Raw genomic sequence first — 17,167 nt, 5'->3', positions numbered from 1 at the left:
AGAACAACGTATTCTGTCTAGACGACAGGAGTTAGCATTAAAACGAAAATGTAAACTAGATGAAGCAAAGAACTATCAAAAGCAAAAACGTAAAGTAGCACGGATTCACGAAAAAATAGCGAATGCAAGAACAGACGACTTGCAAAAAATCTCGACTGAAATCATCAAAAACCACGATGTCATCGGGATTGAAGATTTGCAAGTGTCAAATATGCTGAAAAACCACAAGTTAGCTAAAGCGATCAGTGAAGCATCATGGTCACAATTTAGAACCATACTGGAGTACAAAGCAACATGGTATGGCAAACAAGTCGTTGCTGTATCAAAAACATTTTCTTCCAGTCAACTATGCTCGTGCTGTGGCTACCAAAATAAAGACGTTAAGAATCTCAACCTTCGCGAGTGGGAATGCCCCTCTTGTGGTACGCATCACAATCGAGATATGAACGCAGGACAAAATCTTAAAAACGAAGCGATAAGGCTTCTAACCGTAGGAACTACGGGGATAGCCTAATCAATAACTGGCGGTTACGCTGGTGTTCTTAGGAATCTCCCACTTCAGACAGCTCGTAAGAGTGTTAAGTGGGGGTAGTTCAAATACACGACTTACAATCCACGCGGAAAAGAAAAATGGCTCAACGCTTTCACGACTTCCAAGTGATGGGCAAAAAAAAAGATATCATTGCTTTAAAGAGTCAACAAGAGATGAATGACTACTTAAACAATGTGCACCTCTCATGAGAGAAGTTGCAAGTTCTCAGCTGATGCGCAACAAATAAAAAGGAATAAATACATCATCCAATGTGTTCGAAAGGTATTAAGATAGAAGAAAGCGGACCTAAAAAAGGCCCGCTTTTTTCGCCTTATACATATAGCAAGATCGCAAAATACATACAGGCACTTCCGGCTAAAACGAAGAGGTGCCAGATGGCATGGTGATAAGGGATTTTTTTCCAAACAAAGAAAATTGTCCCGATCGTATAAAACAGCCCGCCCGTCAGGAGCAAAACAAAGCCTTGAAACGGCAAGTTTGCGTAAATTGGTTGAATAAAGAAAATGACGAGCCAGCCCATGAGGACATAACAATGGTAGAAAGAATAATAAACCGGTTAACGAAGAACGCTTTATATAAAATGCCGAACATCGCCAGTCCCCAGACGATGCCGAACAGCGTCCAGCCGTAGGGCCCTTGGATTGTCACTAAAGCAAAAGGTGTATACGTACCGGCAATTAATAAGTAAATGGCAGAGTGATCAAGAATTTCAAACACTTTTTTCGCTGTGCCTCGAAGGCTGTGCGTTAGTGTCGAGAATGTATACAGGAGTAACATCGAAACACCAAAGATGGTGAAGCTAACAATCTGGGTAGGTGAGCCGTCATTGGCAGCAAATATGATAAGCATCACAAGGGCGGGAATACTGAGCAATGCGCCAATTCCGTGTGTAATGGCATTGGCAATTTCTTCGCGAACTGAAAACTCCATACATGATCCCCTTTGCAAATGTGGTACGTACAGTATAACATACCTTTTTTATAGCGCAGAGGGAAAAAGCGGCAATGATTTACGTTTTTAACAATTGGACAAAAGGGAAGACTATTAAAAAGACGAGAAAGGAGTCAAGTATGAAGCAAAATGATTTAAAGGCACATATTATAAAAATATTGGATGACCACAGTGTCGGCACGTTGGCCACAATTAAAGAAGGAAAGCCGTTCACAAGATACATGACATTTTTCCATAAAGGGATGACATTGTATACAGCGACGAGTGAGAAAACACATAAAGTGAATCATATTGCAGAGAATCCTTCTGTTCATATTTTGATTGGCTATGATGGAGAAGGAGCCAATGACTCTTTTCTTGAAATTGAAGCGCAGGCCAGCCTGGAAGATGATATGGATTTAAAAAGGTCGCTGTGGAATGACAAAATGAGCGATTACTTATCTGGTCCTGATGACCCTGAGTTTATCGTCATTCGCTGTGAGCCAGAAAAAGTGACGTTAATGAATGATGGAGAGGAAACACCTGTCACTTTAGAAAGAGAATAAAGTAAAAAACCGTCATTGTTCGCAGCAAAAGGTTATTTGTTGCTCGCAAGACGGTTTTTCAATTTGATAAATGAATTGATGAACTAGGTGCTGTCGGGATGTTTGTAAAATTTACGTTCATTTCACAGTTTTTTTACGATAGATTTACAAATGATTAGTACGATTAGAAGACATCTGTGAACAATTAAACAGAGTGCCTTGACTATAGTGAAGAGAAGGGGAGAGTGCAATGGATAAAGGAAACCGCCATACAAAGAGTGATGTGCTGGACCGTCTCCATGCCTATCAAAAGGTGGCCTCTCTAAAAGATATCCGTTGGATCGAAAGGGCGTTGCAGCCAGAGATCAGCTGTGTTTTTTTAGAAACGGGAACGCTAAGTGCAGTGAAGAGGTATGTTAATCTATTTGACCGTTATGGAATTCCGGTATTTCTACATATTGAAAAGATTGCTGGGATAAATACAGATCGACACGGTGTTGAGTTTTTGGCTCATCATGTCAAGCCAACGGGCATCATTACTTCGAAACCGAAGCTAGTTCGTTATGCGCAGCAATATCGGTTGTTAAGTGTACTGCGTATGCCGCTATTGGATCGTGAAAGCATTGATCGCGGCTTAAAAACTGTGGAAGAATCAGGGCCGGATATCGTGCAAGTGCTTCCAGCATCAGCAGCACATTTTTTTCAGCCGGTGGCCGATGGTAAGTCTGTTCCCGTTATTGCCGGTGGCCTGATCGAGACGCGCGGTCATGCAGAAGACATGTTAGCGAGTGGTGCTTTAGCAGTCTCAACATCTTCACCGGAGCTTTGGATGTACTCTTTTGCCAGGAAGACCGAAGTTAAGCAATCATAATTCTTCATATGAAATACGATGATCGACCTTTCTTAGGAAGGGTCGTTTTTTGGTTGCACCATTGGCTCCTTAAAAAAGATGAAGAGATGATATGATCAAAGTGCGATAAAATTAAAGAAAAATACAAATGATGTAAAGAGATGATGATAAAGGGACGTCTATTGAAGTAGCAGAAGGAAGGGGGCTTGCGGTTTGGATGCACAGAAAACGATCGAAGCTGCGGCGGAGGGAAGTGAAGAAGCTTTTCAGGCGATTGTTGAGGAATACGGTCCTTCATTGTATCGTGCGGTGCTCGGGGTTTTAAGAGATCCTGAGGAAGCAAAGGATGCGACCCAAGAAGCGTTAATTAAAATATATCGCTCGCTTCCGCAATTTCAAGGAAAAGGCTTAAAAACGTGGATGACACGTATTGCTGTTAATCATGCGATTGATATGAAAAGAAAAAAACAAAGAGAATATCAAAAATGGGAACGAGCGTGCAACGAACCAGATGCCCCGCAAAGATCAATTGATGATCGATTGCTTCGAGAAGAGCTGCGAGACATCATTCGCGAACGACTGGAAGAGATCCCTGAGAGATATCGAGAGATTATGATCGCTTACTATATTGAAGGAAAAACCTTTGAACAACTGGCTGAAGTGTATAAAGTTAAACCGAAATCTGTTGAAATAAAGCTGTACCGAGCCCGCCAGTGGCTTCGAAAACATTGGGATAGGGAGGACTTTGAGTGAAGCATTTGACCCGACAGCAATTAGAGGATTATTTAGCACAAAAACTGCCTGAAGTTGAAGAAGAGCGTGTGGAGGAGCACCTATACGCATGTGATGATTGTTTAGCTCGATATATGGATAAGGTCCAGGAGCATCATGAAGGGGAAAGTCATGAGAAAACGTTAGCCTGGCTGACATCCAGCCCTAGTCAATGAGGTCGATGATGAAAACAAATGCAACTGGATTTTTGTTGGCAATTATTGCACCAGGGCTAGGTCATTTGGTGCTCCGTAAGAGAGGACGTGCCTTTCTTTATTTTTCAGCCTTCTTTATGTGTTTGGCGATTTCAGGATTTATCTTTTTCATTGAAGGCTTGTTTGGCATCTATACAACAGAAGTGCCGTTTATTAACCTACTTGTCTTTATTGCTGTCGTGATTTGGTTAATTAGTGTGATTGACTATATTTTTACGATGTTACGCACAAATTCTTTAACTAATGATCATGATGTATACAGCGAAGCAGAAACGATTGAAACAAAACAAAAGCAGCCTGCTGGTTCTCTTGAAATGAGAGAAATCGGGAACGACTTTGTCCCTGGCATCTCCCATTTTGCCCTCGGCATGTATTATCGAGGATTGTCTGTCCTTTTAGCTTTAGGGGTATCCCTCTTCATGATTGCTGTGTTCGTTGCTTTAGGAGGAATGACATGGCTGCCATTTTTATTCATCATCAGTGTCTTTCTGTTTGCCGCTGCGGACGCAAGGGACATGCGCAAGCGAATGGTTGAAGGAGAGGATCTGGACGATCGCATCCTTTTTGCTAAGCCGAGACCACGTCAGAAGGAAGCAGCTTTAGTGCTTCTGTTCTTCCCAGGATTAGGTCACTATTATCTTGGGCAGAAGAATAAGGGAAAGGAAGCTGCACTGGTGTTTGGTTTGCTTCTTTTTTTGTCCACATTTCCTAATCTCAATATGACTAATTTCTTAGCTATTTTCTTTTGGGTATATATGGCTATTGATTTAAGTCGAACCATTGAGAAGCTGCGTGATGGAAAGTCCCTCGACGACACTCCGATCTTAGGAATGAAATGGCTAGGGTGGCTAATATTACTGTGCGGGGCGCTATACATGTGGGACATGGTTTTATGGAGTAACTTAATTGCTATTAACGATAATTACTGGATTGAACAGATATTATATGAATATTGGTATATAAAAGATCCATTGCTGATAGCAGGTGCTCTGATCGTTTTGGGGATATGCTGATTCGAAAACATCGTTCCTATCAATAGGATTAGTTGATCAAAAGGAAGACCGTATTTGCGTTAGCCAGTGTGGTGCAAGACAAGCGAATTGCCTACACTTGAGCCTTTCTCAAGAAGGGCTCTTTTTGTCGTTCAAGAAGGACGATTCCTTAGGGCTGTTACGGGGTACAGGATTATACAACAATTGTTTGGTATGATAGGGATAAGGAAAAGGAGGCGGGATGATGCTGTTTAGAAAAAACGTTCAAACAATGAAAAGAGACGAGATGATTGAAATCACTCAGGAAGTGCAAAAGGCAGTGACAGAAGCTAGAGTGAATGAAGGAATCGTTCTCGTTTACTGTCCACATACGACGGCTGGGATGACGATTAATGAAAATGCTGATCCCGATGTCGTTCACGATATGCTGCTCTCATGGGATGAGGTTTATCCGTGGCATCATAGCGCGTATCGACATGCAGAAGGTAATACCGCTGCTCATTTAAAAGCAAGTACAGTCGGGCCCTCGCAGCAAATCATTATCGATGGGGGGAGGCTCGTTCTCGGGACGTGGCAAGGGATTTATTTCTGTGAGTTTGATGGGCCAAGAAACCGGACATATTACATAAAGATAACGTAACGAATAAAGGGGCGCTCGTACAGTGTTTGAGCATTTCGTTCGACAAGGGAAACGAGCCATTCATGCCGAAATATAGAAAAAAATGATAAAGGATGATGTGATGATGGCGACAGCAGAAAATAAAAAAATCATAAAATGGATGGCCTATGGGGCATTAGCTGGCTTAGGAGCGGCGTTATGTCAAAAGCAAACACGCACAAGTGCTGTCCACTGTGCCCGTACCAATTTTCAACAAGTGAAGTCGCTTGTAAAAGATCCAGGCACCCTCGTACAAAAGACTTCCGCCCGTTTACGGCAAATTGAACAGCAGGTACACAATGTTGCTGAAGATTTAGAAAGTATTAATGATCGTATTGAACAAATGAAGAATAGCACCCAGAAACGTGTTTCTACAAATCAGGCGTCACACCAAAGTCATTCATAACGAATAAAGGGGTGCCCTATGACGTTTCTTAAAGATTTGTTTGTTAAAATTAGCGAGGACGAGCTGCCTGCACTTGCAGCTTCCCTCTCATATTTCTTTTTATTGTCAATTTTTCCGTTTCTTATTTTTGCGGTTACATTACTGGCCTACTTGCCATTGGATTATAACGATGTGTTTGCAGCAATTTCTAGCTATGCGCCCGGCGATACGCTTGATTTTCTCGAAACCAATCTTGAGGGAATTTTGGCAAGCAATACGACAAGCCTCCTTTCAGTCGGGATTATTGGTGCGCTTTGGAGTGCGTCGCTTGCTTTAAATGGTTTAATGCGTGCGCTTAATCGTGCGTATGAGGTTGAAGAAAACCGCTCATTTTTATATGCACGTTCATTGAGTATCGTGTTGACCATAGGTATGTTCTTCGTGTTAATTGTGGCGCTTTTACTCCCGGTATTTGGAAAAGAAATCGGAGTGTTTTTGTTTTCATATTTGAATTTATCAGACGAATTCCTTGAAGTGTGGGCGTTATTGCGCTGGGGATTTAGCTCGGCGATTATATTTATCGTGTTTTCCTTTTTATTTTGGACTGCGCCAAACTTACGACTTTCATATAAAGACGTGCTTCCAGGCGCCGCCTTCTCGGCCATTGGGTGGCAATTTTCTTCCTTAGCGTTTGCCTATTATGTAAATAATATTAACAATTATCAAAGCACATACGGCAGCTTAGGCGGGGTCATTGTGCTTATGGTGTGGCTGTATATTTCCGGGCTCGTCATTTTAGTAGGTGGAGAAATTAATGCATTGCTTCGCCGGCGCCGGCAAGACCAAGTTGAAGGGTGATGAAAAAGCTGTTCCGCCGTGTTGGAGGAACAGCTCAGCCTGTTGACAGACGCTTTCATCCGTCGTTGCCTGACTTTCTTCTTCCTCTCATGAGTTAAAATGCTATTTGAGTCTTCATTCGCCTTCGCGCCTAGGCTGAGAGGCGTTTTCAAGCCAGGCTGAAAATGATAAAAGGTTAAGCGGAAGCTAAAAAAATGCAGGAAAAAGACTTTGTCTACACTATAAAAGCTGTTCCTCCATCTCGGAAGAACAGCTCTATTTTTACGCTCCAGCTTCACCTAGAACGCGGTTCACACGCTTCGTCAACATTTTCATACCGCCGCCACCAGCTTGGAAATGGCGAAGGTTGCCTTCTTTATCAAATACGTAGTACGCTGGCACGTATTGATTTTCAAAAGCGTCCGTCAGTTTGTGCTCATTATCAACAAAGATCGGCTGGGTAATCTCGTGCTCTTTCGCGACAGCTTGAACTTGATCAAGATCAAGGTCTTTTTCAGAACGAGGCATATGGACAGCGACGACATTAAGCTGATCTTTATAGTCATCACGGAATTGGTTCACATTCGGCATTGCTTCTTTACAAAGCCCGCAGCTCACTGACCAAAAATGAATGAGTGTTGGTTTGTCACCAATCAATTCTTCTTTTGTTGTTTCACCGTTGAACCATGTAGTAGCTCCAGAAAGCTCGGGCATTTCTTCTCTTAATTTCATGCGAACGACCTCCTAATATTTATTTTCAGTTTATAATTATTATAATAAATAAGCCTAATCTTATTATAAAAAGGATAAGTGACGTTGTCAAAGTATTGCACTCACGTCGTCGTTAGGCTTCTGTTAAACTGTACTATACGCTCAATCGCTTGCTCTATCAACTCTAAATCCGACAGCAATCCGATCCGAATGTACCCTTCCCCGTATGATCCAAAGCCTGCCCCAGGAGCGACTGCGACGTGCGCATGATCTAACAGGTCATTGCTAAAAGCAACACTTGATGTGTACGGCTCGGGAATCGGCACCCAGACGAAAAACGAACCCTGTGGATCAGGAAGCTCAAAGCCGGCACCTCTTAGGCCATTCACAAGCACTGTTCGACGCTTGTTGTACATGTTCGACAATTCTCTGACACACGCCTGTGAGTCGAGCAAAGCCGTAGCGGCTGCTTCTTGAATGCCGCCGAATAAGCTCACGTAATAATGATCTTGCAACAGTTCAATATATTCAATGATTTGTGGGTGACCAACGGCAAAGGCCACACGCCATCCTGCCATATTATATGTTTTTGACAAAGTATATATTTCAATGCCAACCTCTTTCGCGCCCGTCGTCTGCATAAAACTACGCGGCGTTTCAGCTTCATTGCCAATCGCGCCATAGGCAAAATCATGAATGACACATATGTCGTGTTGATCAGCAAATTGGATGGTTTGTTCAAAAAAGTGAGTGTCTGCCATCGCGCCTGTCGGATTGTTTGGATAGTTTAAAAACATCATTTTCGCTTGCTCACGGACATCACCTGGGATCGCTGTATAGTCAGGTAAGAAGCGATTTTCCGCGTGCAGTGGCATCGTATGCATGTTTGCCCCGGCCAATGCAAGACCGGAAAGATAATCAGGATAGCCAGGATCCGGAACGAGTGCGGTATCACCTGGATTGAGCAGGCACTGACTCATTTCCACGAGCCCTGTCTTGCCGCCAAAAAGCACAGCTACTTCATGGTGAGGATCGAGTGTGACATCGTATTCGCGCTCGTAAAAAGTGGCGACCGCTTCCTTCAGAAAATCAAACCCTTTAAACGGGGGATATTTATGGTACAGAGGATTACTGGCGGCGTTTTGCAGTGCTTGAACAATATGGGGCGGTGTTGGTTGGTCAGGGTTGCCTTGCCCAAGGTTAATGACGTTGGCACCAGATTGCTGTTTTTCTCGAACACGAGTAGCGAGAGCAGCAAAAAATTGGTCAGGGAGACGTTTTAAAGCGTCGGATTTTTGAAAATTCTTCAAAGTAAGTCCACATCCTCATCGTTTCAATGTTGGACATATTCTACGGGAAATCGATTGCTTTTGTAAAGGTGCTGCACGGCCAATAAAAACGACACAAAGCCGTTTGACGGTTGACCAGGGGCATGGAATAATGAGGGAAAGCTTTAGGAAAGTGGAGGAGGAGACGGATATGAGGATTTCAATCCTTCAAGAAGATATAGCGTTCGGTCAGCCGCAAGAAAATATTCGCAATATGCAAAACCGGATTGCCGAAGTCGTACAGTCGGAAAAGCCGGACGTCATCTTGCTTCCGGAATTATGGACAACGGGGTATGACCTCACACGGCTCGATGAAATTAGCGATGAAGAGGGTGAACAGGCGCGCGCGTTTGCGAAGGAGATGAGCACGACGCATGGCGTTCATATCATAGCGGGGTCTGTCGCTAAACGGACGTCACGTGGTGTTTTTAACACGATGCTCACTTATGATCACAATGGAAATAAAGTCGGGGAATACAGCAAAGTGCATCTTTTTCGCCTGATGCGAGAAGAAAAATATTTGCTTGCTGGCGATAAACCAGGGCATTTCGAGCTCCAAGGGACACCGTGCGCAGGGATGATTTGTTATGACATCCGTTTCCCCGAATGGTTACGGAAGCATGCTGCCGAGGGTGCGGAAGTCTTTTTTGTCTGTGCTGAATGGCCAGCACCACGCATTCATCATTGGCGTACATTGCTGATGAGCCGCGCCATTGAAAATCAAGCTTTCATCGTCGCTTGCAATCGGGTTGGCAGTGATCCAGAGAATGTCTTTGGGGGACATTCAATCGTCATTTCCCCGTGGGGCGAGATTATTGCCGAAGCTGGTGACAGCCAGTGTACCCTGACTGCGGACATCGACGTTTCCCAAATTGCGGAGATTCGACGCCAAATTCCTGTGTTTGAAGACCGTCGCCCGCCGTTGTATGAGTAAAATAAAACAAAAAAGAAGAAAAGCGTTAACCCAACTAACATTTGCAGTTATGGAATAACGCTTTTAAGAGCTTTGTCAGCAAACACTCATGCACTGCACTATTTCATCAAGAGCAAAGAGTTTGTCTAAGCAAACGATTGCAGTTATGAGAAACGAAAAGAAAACAACAGATAACGAAGATGAAAGAGAACAGGTACTCCTTTCGTGCACAGCAATTAAAAGAAGAATGTTTTCAGTTGCTAGAAAAACAATGGGGATCGCTATAATTTTTTCAACATGAAAGAATTTATTGAACACTTTGACAAAAACAAGGGCTCGAAATGTTGAATGCCCTGTCTCCAAGCCAAACGTTAGCAACACAAATGAATGACAAGATATGATATATTGGGGAAAAGTGGCAATAAATATGTGGAAGTGAGTCGCTTACAGTAAAAAAGTTCCACAATGCCTGTTCGTTGTCTTTTGACGGCAATGTTTTTCCATCATTTTATCATTTCAATTTAATGGAGGAGGGTCATCATGCAAAACAATGATCAAGTTATGAAAAATGCAGAAGCATTTTATTATCCAGGAAACGAAGTTGGGGTTCTTGTCATTCACGGTTTTACCGGTACGACCCAGAGCATGCATAGCGTCGGAAAACAAATCGCTGACGCTGGTTATACGGTTTATGGTCCGAGGCTGACGGGACATGGGACAAACCCTGAAGATATGGAGCAGGCTACTTATCGGGACTGGATCGACGATGTCGAGGCAGGACTTGAAAAGGTCAAGGAAACGTGTTCAAAGGTATTTGTCGTTGGGTTGTCCATGGGAGGAGCACTAACCCTTTACCTTGCGGAAAATCATCCTGAGATTGCCGGCATTGTGCCAATCAATGCAGCCGTTGATATGGGTGCATTTAAACAGAGCTATAACGCATTGCGTGAGTCCGGAGAACGGTTTGTAGCAGGTATCGGTTCAGATATTAAAAAAGACGGCGTCAAGGAACTCGCTTATGAACAAACGCCCGTCAAAGCAATGGGCGAGCTTGTCGAACTCATGAAGATTGTCAAAGGCGATCTAACTAAGATAGAAGTTCCTGCTTTAGTCTTGTCTTCAACTGTTGATCATGTCGTGCCGCCGGAAAACTCACAGACCATTTACAAGTCTATCGCGTCAGAAGATAAGCACATTGTAATGTTGGAAAACAGCTACCATGTCGCTACACTCGACCATGATGAACCGCTGATTGTCTCCCAGTGCTTAACGTTTATTAAAACGCACTAAATGATGAGGTTCGTGTTCCGTGAAGCTGTATTTATGGTATGAGCGTTGTAATGGAAGGCTTTTTTTGAGTAGAGTGTAGACAAAGTCGTGCTAGACTTTGTCCTTAACAGCTGCTTTAATCTGTCTCATTTTAAAACCGTTCCTACAGATTGACCCCCTAAGAAAAGTTTAGGGGGTTTTTGGCATGGCGTCTACATTTTTACATCGATGTTGATTGAGACGGTGGACGTGTCCGCGCCCCTTGTTTGCCGAAAAATAGTAAACCGAATATGAACAACAGTGGAATGGAAATAATATAGAAAAAGTGTTGTCCGCCCACTTGCATGTATATTCCGCCAGCAAATGGACCTGCCATACTGCCGATGCTAAAGAAAATGCCGCACAAGAGGTTGCCTGCTGGAAGCAGGTGTTTCGGAAGTACGTCGGTCATATAGCTGATGCCAAGCGAAAAAGCTGAACCAATAAACATCCCCGCGATAAAGAGGGAGACCGCTAATCCAATCGGGTGAGATTCTAAGAATGTTGCAGCTGTAAAAGAGGCAAAGCCTCCGAAATGAACGATTAATAAAATTTTCTTCCGGCCAATTCGATCACTTAATATGCCGAGCGGGATTTGGGATACTAAGCCGCCAATTGCAAATAGTGGAAGTAAATTTGAGATCGTATCGATATGAAAGCCATTACGTAAGGCATGTACAGGGAAGCTGGAATGTAATGTTGCTTCAATCAATCCATAGCCAAATGGAGGAAGCAAGGCAAACCAAGCATATCGTAAAGTTTTTCCAAACCGGCGGATTGCCCCTTTATCAGCCGTTTGTGTCGCATCATCGTCTTGTGGTTTTTCATTACGGACCCATTGAAAAACGAGCCAGAGGCCAAGAATAATGAGGGCAGACAGTATAAAAGGAAGTGACGTGCTTGTGTCTAACATTCGTGTCATAAATGGCCCGACTGCAAAGCCGACGCCAAAAGAAAAGCCATAAATGGAAATGCTCCTGCCTACGCTCTCCTTTTTCGCTGAAGCCGTCACCCACGTTTGTGTCGCAAAGTGCAACATTTGATCGCCGACACCAATGACCAGTCGAAGGATAAACCAGAACCAAAGCGCATCCCAGACCGGAAAGAGAAACAGAGACACAATCATAAGAAAAGCGCCTACGGTAATGAGCGGCTTATAGCCGAAGGCGCGCAATGGTTTCTCCATAAATGGTGATGCCAAGAGAACACCGATATATAGGCCAGTCGCATGAAGGCCGTTAATAGACGAAGGAACACCCCGTTGTTCCAACAAAATGGAGAGTAGAGGTAATAGCATCCCTTGGACAAATCCTGAAATAAAAACAAGACAAACGAGTAAAGCAAATCGTGTACGTAGAGACATCACCAGCAAGCTCCTTTACTAAAACTCTATACAAGAATAGTATTTCATTCTATCTAATTCTAACACGATTTTAAATTCCAGTCATATCCAAAAATAAGAAAATGTTTACTTAAGGCAAAGAAGTTGTCCTTTCTAAGCAGTGTTACCGTGTGTCATTGTGCTTGCCTGCTAGCAAAAAGGTTGCTATAGAACCACTAGGTGTCCGTCTGGTACAGTGGTTTTAGAGGATGAAGGAAGGGGACGTCACATGAACGGAAACGGTATAAATTCTAAAAAAGCAGATGTGGGCGTGTGGATCTCTCTCGGTGCCTATATTGTTTTAACGATCGGTAAAATGATCTTTAGCTTTATTTTTAATTCACAAGCCTTGTTAGCGGATGGATTGAACAACGCGACAGATATCATTGCGTCGATCGCTGTATTAATCGGCTTGCATATCTCAAGGCGCCCGCCCGATGAAGATCATAAGTATGGACATTCAAGAGCAGAAACCATCGCCTCATTAGTCGCTTCGTTTATTATGGTGACGATTGGGCTTCAAGTGCTGGTAGATGCCGGGATGAGCCTGTTTAGCGGTAACGTTGCAAGCCCAGATGCCGAAGCGCTTTGGGTCGCTCTTATTGGTATCGCAGTCATGGGAAGTGTTGCCCTCTACAATCATCGCCTCGCCAAACAAACAGGAAGCTTGGCCTTAAAAGCGGTCGCTAAGGACAATTTGTCGGATGCCCTCGTCAGTGCCGGGGCAGCGGTAGGTATTCTTGGGGCTGCTTTATACATCAGTTGGCTTGATCCGGTGGCGGCAGCGGTCGTCGGTCTCGTTATTCTAAAAACGGCTTGGGAAATTTTTTATGAAGCGACGCATATGCTGACGGACGGTTTTCAAGAATCTCGTCTTGAGGAATATCATGAAACGATTTCACGAGTGGCAGGGGTAAGAAAAACGACAGATATTAAGGGACGGATGTATGGTAACCAAGCGGTCGTCGACGTAACAATTGAGGTTGATCCAGATATTTCTGTCGAGCAAAGTCACCGCATTACTGATAAGATCGAAGAAAAAATGCATGATGTTTATGGCGTTGAAATGACTCACATTCATATAGAACCGAACCAAGCCGAGAGCGAAAGGTTAGACGAGGAGGAGGCAAACAGGTACAGTAGGAAAAAAAGGAGGTAGGTTCTATTGAAATTTACGATGACAGACGAAGGCTTTTCGACTGATACAGCATTCGGAACGCTAGACATTTCTAGCAAAGATGAGGCTGGTTTTAGACCGTACCAGCTGTTAGTATCGTCCGTCGCTGTATGCAGCGGTGGTGTTTTGCGAAAAGTGTTGGAAAAGAAGCGGATGAACGTCGATGATATTACCATTACTGCCGATGTGACGAGAAATGCAGATGAAGCCAACCGCGTAGAGAAAATCCATTTGCATTTTAAGGTAAAGGGTGAGGGGCTAACGAAAGAGAAGCTGCAAAAAAGCCTCGATGTCACCTTTGCTAACTGTTCAATGGCGCAATCAGTCAAGGACAGCATCGTACTGTCGGAGAGCTGTGAAATTGTATAAAGCATGATCGTTGGTAATCAGTGTGTAGACAACGCCATTTGTGCGTTGTCTACATTTATGGGTGTTTGCTAAACTCACGTGAAACCGAGTGGGCTTAGCTGGGAATAGCTAAAATGCAAGCGATGGGTTGATAATGTATTGAACTTGGTTTTCATAACTCGAGTTCAATGATGAATCCTAGCCAGACTCCGAGTAAACCAAACAAAAACATGATCACCGATATCCATGTGAGGCGGTGCATCCCCTTAATGGCCACACGTTTTGGTGTGTGCGGGTTAAAATACACTTTGACATATCTTCCGATGGCCTCTTTTGGTATCGCGCCGTTAGGAACAGTCGTGCTTTCGAGGGAATCTACATAGTACCACTGTTCTTCATATTGTAAACAAATGCGGAACCGATGAGCTGTGAAAAAATGACGATCGTCGTTTGTACCCCTTGAATAGCCGACAATTCTTCCTTCCACTAGCTTACCCGTAACAATAAACCAAAACCTAAATAGAAAGATAAAGATACCGAGTAGACAAAACAACAAGCTTAAGAAAATCAGGTAGATCCCCCCTCTTTTTGGAAAATGAACCCTATTTCATAAATTAATTTTATTTTAACAAAGCATTTACTAGCCCTCAATGAACGATCGGAAACAATTGGATAATAAAAAGACTCTGGCGGAATCCAGAGTCTTAATGAATGATTTTTTATACGTGGGCGGATGTATCCTTTATACAGTGACTGCACTTACCATAAATTTCAAACTTATGACCTGTCACTTTAAAGGGGCCGATTTCCTCATTGGCTTCAATGACTGGCATAGGGCACGTTTGCAACTGTGCTGTACTGCCGCATTCAAGACAGATCAAATGATGGTGATGCTCTGTGTCACACGTTAAACGAAAACGCTTCTCCCCATCCCATTCCGTCGTTTCTAAGATTTCCAAGTCTTCAAAGAGATACAAGTTGCGATAAATCGTGTCAAAGCTTAAACCAGGGTAATCATCCTGCAATGCTTCAAGCACTTGACGAGCGCTTAAATAACGATGATCATTCGCAAACAGCGCTAATAAATCTTCGCGTTTCTTCGTATATTTGAACCCTTCTTCTTTTAGAATGGATATGGCTTTTTGGACATTCATGAAGGCGGTACCTCCTTTGAACGAAAAACTTTAGATTACTGCCAAGTATACTAAAGTGCTCTTAGAAAGACAATGATGATGGCTGAAGGTGGAGAAGGGTACCTTTTAGTTCATTGCTTGGTCCAGCACATCAATGTTATGGCGCATTAAGGAGAAATAATCCTCGTCATTTTGAATATCCTCGTCAGATAATACGGAAAGGTTATGCAAAGTCAATGCTTCGCCGCCAATCTCTTCTTGAACCATCTTTGCCACGCGCGGGGTGACGTTTTGTTCAAAAATGACGTGCTTAATATCGTGATGCTCTGCTTCTGCGATAATGTCAAGCAGCTGCTGTTGTGACGGTTCTTGTGAAGGGGAGAGGCCGCTCACACTAATTTGGTCGATATCATAGCGGTCTTGCCAGTAGCCGAAAGCAGCATGCGAGACGAGAATCGCGCGGTCTTCTTTAGTCGAGAGCATCTCTTGAAAATCTTCATCTAGCTCCGTTAAATCGGCTTGTAACGATTGAAACGCTTCTTCAAAAGACGCTTTGTGCTCAGGGCGCAGGGCAATCAGTTCATTTTTTATTTGTTCAGCCATCTCAATGGCACGTATTGGATCAAGCCACGCATGTGGGTCAACATCGCCGTGCGTATGATCGTGGGCATCAGTTTTATCCGTATGCCTTTGTTCTTCATCGTGCTCATGTTTAACGTCGACATCTTCATGATCGTGGGCATCTTCATGTTGAGCATCATGTCCATGCTCAACATCTTCTGCATCATTGCTGTGTTCAGTCTCGGCATGGTCTTCGTGACTATGCGCGTCATCCTCCTCATCATGATGGTGGTGTACACTTTGCCCTGAGAGGAGATCAATTTCTTTTGTAGCCTCCAGGATGGCTACTGATTCATCTTTCATTGTATCGACAGCAGCATCAGCGAAGGCTTCCATGCCGGCACCGTTATAAATAAACAAGTCCGATTCAGCGATGTCAATCATCGTTTTTGAAGATGGCTCAAATGAGTGCGCATCAGCTCCTGCTGGATAAATCGACTCGACTTTGACGAGGTCGCCGCCAATGGCCTCCGTAAACGCTTTGAATGGATAGAGGGTCGTATAGACGACAACTTGTTCGTGATCGGTGTCTTTAACAGTTGTGGCTGTTTCTTTAACAGAAGCTTGTGAGTTGCAGGCGCTTAAAATAAGGGCAAATATAAATATGAATAGTGCACCAGTGCGTATTTTCATCGTTTAACCTCCTAGATCGTAATTATTACGTTTTATCTGTTGTTTATCATAATGGCATTCTCGCTAACTGTCAATGGTTGATCACAAAAAGCCAGGTCTTCTTTATACAAGAACTTAAATAAGGGTGGTATAGTTACTAGTGGAATAATTAAAGATAAGGAGGATGCTTTTTGAAACAGAGAGGATGGATTATTGTCAGTGTGATCGTTATTGTCACCGCAGGATTGATCGCACTTGGCATACTAAATAATTCGAATGGTTCACAAGGAAGCGGATCAGACGTTTATACGGGGGAAGGTAACCCAGAAGCATTTGCGAGTATTTATGATCGCCAACCAGCCAAGGGTGAGAACGATGCTCCTGTAAAAATCGTCGAGTTTGGTGACTATCAATGTCCAGCATGTAAGCAATTTCATGATGGGTTATTACCTGTCATTGAAGAAAACTTTGTCGATACTGGGAAGGCACAATTTTATTTTATGGATTATCCGTTTCTCGGTCCTGACTCGACTACGACGGCATTTTATGCAGAGGCGGTTTACAGTGAGCTTGGCGATGAAGCTTTTTGGACATTCCAACATGAGATTTTTGCTCGTCAAGGAGAGGATGGTTCAGTTCCGTCCAGTGTAGATGTCATTCAGGAGCTTTTTAATGAAGAAGAGGCCGAGCAAGTGTTGAACGCATATGAGGAAGGAAGCGTGAAGGACACTGTCGGCGACGAGAGAAAGTTTGCCGAAGACAATGGTGTCACAGGTACGCCTTCAGTTTTTATTAATGGTAAAGCCATTGATATGTCCAAACTGAAAACAATTGACGATTTAAATCAAGTGATTGAGGCAGCTGCCGCGTCCAACAATTAAAGGAGTGTGTTGGCGACA

At 43.5% G+C, this 17,167-nt stretch carries 20 protein-coding genes and 1 pseudogene; 14 read left to right on the top strand and 7 right to left on the bottom strand.

The window, feature by feature from the left end; genetic code table 11:
• Nucleotides 1-514 (top strand): RNA-guided endonuclease TnpB family protein (locus G4V62_RS14280; protein WP_165203325.1); only part of this gene is annotated, 514 nt, incomplete at its 5' end.
• Nucleotides 515-863: 349 nt separating this feature from the next.
• Here G4V62_RS14280 and trhA read toward each other — a convergent pair.
• Nucleotides 864-1,483: pseudogene (trhA, locus tag G4V62_RS14275) on the bottom strand (PAQR family membrane homeostasis protein TrhA).
• Between the two features lie 140 nt (nucleotides 1,484-1,623).
• On the opposite strand from trhA, the gene G4V62_RS14270 reads away from it, so the two are divergent.
• From G4V62_RS14270 to G4V62_RS14235, 8 genes are all read left to right on the top strand, one after another.
• Nucleotides 1,624-2,049, top strand: coding sequence for a pyridoxamine 5'-phosphate oxidase family protein (locus tag G4V62_RS14270; protein ID WP_165203323.1), 426 nt, complete (start codon nucleotides 1,624-1,626; stop codon nucleotides 2,047-2,049).
• Nucleotides 2,050-2,278: 229 nt separating this feature from the next.
• On the top strand, nucleotides 2,279-2,899 hold the full coding sequence (locus G4V62_RS14265) for a glycerol-3-phosphate responsive antiterminator (protein ID WP_165203321.1): 621 nt from the start codon (nucleotides 2,279-2,281) through the stop codon (nucleotides 2,897-2,899).
• Between the two features lie 192 nt (nucleotides 2,900-3,091).
• Complete coding sequence (locus G4V62_RS14260; RefSeq protein ID WP_165203319.1) at nucleotides 3,092-3,631, top strand: RNA polymerase sigma factor; 540 nt, start codon at nucleotides 3,092-3,094, stop codon at nucleotides 3,629-3,631.
• Nucleotides 3,628-3,825 carry a zf-HC2 domain-containing protein gene (locus G4V62_RS14255; protein WP_165203317.1) on the top strand — a complete coding sequence of 66 codons (198 nt, stop codon included), beginning with the start codon at nucleotides 3,628-3,630 and terminating at the stop codon, nucleotides 3,823-3,825. The genes G4V62_RS14260 and G4V62_RS14255 overlap by 4 nt, the downstream gene beginning before the upstream one ends.
• A gap of 8 nt (nucleotides 3,826-3,833) precedes the next feature.
• A complete protein-coding gene (locus G4V62_RS14250; protein WP_165203315.1) occupies nucleotides 3,834-4,877 on the top strand; it encodes a hypothetical protein in 1,044 nt (347 codons plus the stop codon).
• A gap of 223 nt (nucleotides 4,878-5,100) precedes the next feature.
• Entirely contained in the window at nucleotides 5,101-5,496 is a 396-nt protein-coding gene (locus G4V62_RS14245; RefSeq protein WP_165203313.1) for a secondary thiamine-phosphate synthase enzyme YjbQ, read from the top strand.
• A 103-nt stretch (nucleotides 5,497-5,599) separates the two neighbouring features.
• Nucleotides 5,600-5,920: a hypothetical protein gene (locus G4V62_RS14240; RefSeq protein WP_165203311.1), complete on the top strand. Its 321-nt coding sequence runs from the start codon at nucleotides 5,600-5,602 to the stop codon at nucleotides 5,918-5,920.
• Nucleotides 5,921-5,938: 18 nt separating this feature from the next.
• Nucleotides 5,939-6,757: a YihY/virulence factor BrkB family protein gene (locus G4V62_RS14235; protein ID WP_165203309.1), complete on the top strand. Its 819-nt coding sequence runs from the start codon at nucleotides 5,939-5,941 to the stop codon at nucleotides 6,755-6,757.
• Nucleotides 6,758-7,018: 261 nt separating this feature from the next.
• Here G4V62_RS14235 and G4V62_RS14230 read toward each other — a convergent pair whose 3' ends face one another.
• Both G4V62_RS14230 and G4V62_RS14225 read right to left on the bottom strand, forming a co-directional pair.
• Entirely contained in the window at nucleotides 7,019-7,468 is a 450-nt protein-coding gene (locus tag G4V62_RS14230) for a TlpA family protein disulfide reductase (RefSeq protein ID WP_165203307.1), read from the bottom strand.
• A gap of 101 nt (nucleotides 7,469-7,569) precedes the next feature.
• Complete coding sequence (locus tag G4V62_RS14225) at nucleotides 7,570-8,757, bottom strand: pyridoxal phosphate-dependent aminotransferase (RefSeq protein ID WP_165203305.1); 1,188 nt, start codon at nucleotides 8,755-8,757, stop codon at nucleotides 7,570-7,572.
• A gap of 169 nt (nucleotides 8,758-8,926) precedes the next feature.
• Here G4V62_RS14225 and G4V62_RS14220 point away from each other — a divergent pair, with 169 nt between their 5' ends.
• Both G4V62_RS14220 and G4V62_RS14215 read left to right on the top strand, forming a co-directional pair.
• Nucleotides 8,927-9,709 carry a carbon-nitrogen family hydrolase gene (locus G4V62_RS14220; protein ID WP_165203303.1) on the top strand — a complete coding sequence of 261 codons (783 nt, stop codon included), beginning with the start codon at nucleotides 8,927-8,929 and terminating at the stop codon, nucleotides 9,707-9,709.
• A gap of 519 nt (nucleotides 9,710-10,228) precedes the next feature.
• Nucleotides 10,229-10,978: an alpha/beta hydrolase gene (locus tag G4V62_RS14215; protein WP_165203301.1), complete on the top strand. Its 750-nt coding sequence runs from the start codon at nucleotides 10,229-10,231 to the stop codon at nucleotides 10,976-10,978.
• Between the two features lie 199 nt (nucleotides 10,979-11,177).
• Here G4V62_RS14215 and G4V62_RS14210 read toward each other — a convergent pair whose 3' ends face one another.
• A complete protein-coding gene (locus tag G4V62_RS14210) occupies nucleotides 11,178-12,359 on the bottom strand; it encodes an MFS transporter (RefSeq protein ID WP_165203299.1) in 1,182 nt (393 codons plus the stop codon).
• 247 nt (nucleotides 12,360-12,606) lie between these two features.
• On the opposite strand from G4V62_RS14210, the gene G4V62_RS14205 reads away from it, so the two are divergent.
• Both G4V62_RS14205 and G4V62_RS14200 read left to right on the top strand, forming a co-directional pair.
• Nucleotides 12,607-13,536, top strand: a complete 930-nt coding sequence (locus G4V62_RS14205) for a cation diffusion facilitator family transporter (RefSeq protein ID WP_165203297.1) — start codon at nucleotides 12,607-12,609, stop codon at nucleotides 13,534-13,536.
• A gap of 6 nt (nucleotides 13,537-13,542) precedes the next feature.
• On the top strand, nucleotides 13,543-13,923 hold the full coding sequence (locus G4V62_RS14200) for an OsmC family protein (protein WP_165203294.1): 381 nt from the start codon (nucleotides 13,543-13,545) through the stop codon (nucleotides 13,921-13,923).
• A gap of 151 nt (nucleotides 13,924-14,074) precedes the next feature.
• On the opposite strand, the gene G4V62_RS14195 is transcribed toward G4V62_RS14200, so the two are convergent.
• The 3 genes from G4V62_RS14195 to G4V62_RS14185 all read right to left on the bottom strand — a co-directional run bounded on the left by G4V62_RS14195 (nucleotide 14,075) and on the right by G4V62_RS14185 (nucleotide 16,289).
• Entirely contained in the window at nucleotides 14,075-14,389 is a 315-nt protein-coding gene (locus G4V62_RS14195) for a DUF3592 domain-containing protein (protein WP_446685522.1), read from the bottom strand.
• A gap of 232 nt (nucleotides 14,390-14,621) precedes the next feature.
• Entirely contained in the window at nucleotides 14,622-15,056 is a 435-nt protein-coding gene (locus G4V62_RS14190; RefSeq protein ID WP_165203290.1) for a Fur family transcriptional regulator, read from the bottom strand.
• Between the two features lie 105 nt (nucleotides 15,057-15,161).
• The gene (locus G4V62_RS14185) at nucleotides 15,162-16,289 is read right to left on the bottom strand and encodes a metal ABC transporter solute-binding protein, Zn/Mn family (protein WP_165203287.1); all 1,128 of its coding nucleotides are present in this window, start codon (nucleotides 16,287-16,289) and stop codon (nucleotides 15,162-15,164) included.
• A gap of 170 nt (nucleotides 16,290-16,459) precedes the next feature.
• Between G4V62_RS14185 and G4V62_RS14180 the strand changes: the two genes are divergently transcribed.
• Entirely contained in the window at nucleotides 16,460-17,149 is a 690-nt protein-coding gene (locus tag G4V62_RS14180) for a DsbA family protein (protein ID WP_165203285.1), read from the top strand.
• Nucleotides 17,150-17,167: the final 18 nt, after the last annotated feature.

The organism is Litoribacterium kuwaitense, from assembly GCF_011058155.1.
GTDB lineage: Bacteria > Bacillota > Bacilli > Bacillales > DSM-28697 > Litoribacterium > Litoribacterium kuwaitense.
The sequence above is the reverse complement of the archived record's forward strand: the minus strand, read 5'-3'. Positions and strand labels throughout refer to the sequence as shown.

Bases quoted from the DNA above. Each gene is read 5' to 3' on its own strand.
- G4V62_RS14270 (WP_165203323.1), top strand. From the start codon at position 1,624: ATGAAGCAAAATGATTTAAAGGCACATATTATAAAAATATTGGATGAC.
- G4V62_RS14265 (WP_165203321.1), top strand. From the start codon at position 2,279: ATGGATAAAGGAAACCGCCATACAAAGAGTGATGTGCTGGACCGTCTC.
- G4V62_RS14250 (WP_165203315.1), top strand. From the start codon at position 3,834: ATGAAAACAAATGCAACTGGATTTTTGTTGGCAATTATTGCACCAGGG.
- G4V62_RS14245 (WP_165203313.1), top strand. From the start codon at position 5,101: ATGCTGTTTAGAAAAAACGTTCAAACAATGAAAAGAGACGAGATGATT.
- G4V62_RS14240 (WP_165203311.1), top strand. From the start codon at position 5,600: ATGGCGACAGCAGAAAATAAAAAAATCATAAAATGGATGGCCTATGGG.
- G4V62_RS14235 (WP_165203309.1), top strand. From the start codon at position 5,939: ATGACGTTTCTTAAAGATTTGTTTGTTAAAATTAGCGAGGACGAGCTG.
- G4V62_RS14230 (WP_165203307.1), bottom strand. From the start codon at position 7,468: ATGAAATTAAGAGAAGAAATGCCCGAGCTTTCTGGAGCTACTACATGG.
- G4V62_RS14220 (WP_165203303.1), top strand. From the start codon at position 8,927: ATGAGGATTTCAATCCTTCAAGAAGATATAGCGTTCGGTCAGCCGCAA.
- G4V62_RS14215 (WP_165203301.1), top strand. From the start codon at position 10,229: ATGCAAAACAATGATCAAGTTATGAAAAATGCAGAAGCATTTTATTAT.
- G4V62_RS14210 (WP_165203299.1), bottom strand. From the start codon at position 12,359: ATGTCTCTACGTACACGATTTGCTTTACTCGTTTGTCTTGTTTTTATT.
- G4V62_RS14205 (WP_165203297.1), top strand. From the start codon at position 12,607: ATGAACGGAAACGGTATAAATTCTAAAAAAGCAGATGTGGGCGTGTGG.
- G4V62_RS14190 (WP_165203290.1), bottom strand. From the start codon at position 15,056: ATGAATGTCCAAAAAGCCATATCCATTCTAAAAGAAGAAGGGTTCAAA.
- G4V62_RS14185 (WP_165203287.1), bottom strand. From the start codon at position 16,289: ATGAAAATACGCACTGGTGCACTATTCATATTTATATTTGCCCTTATT.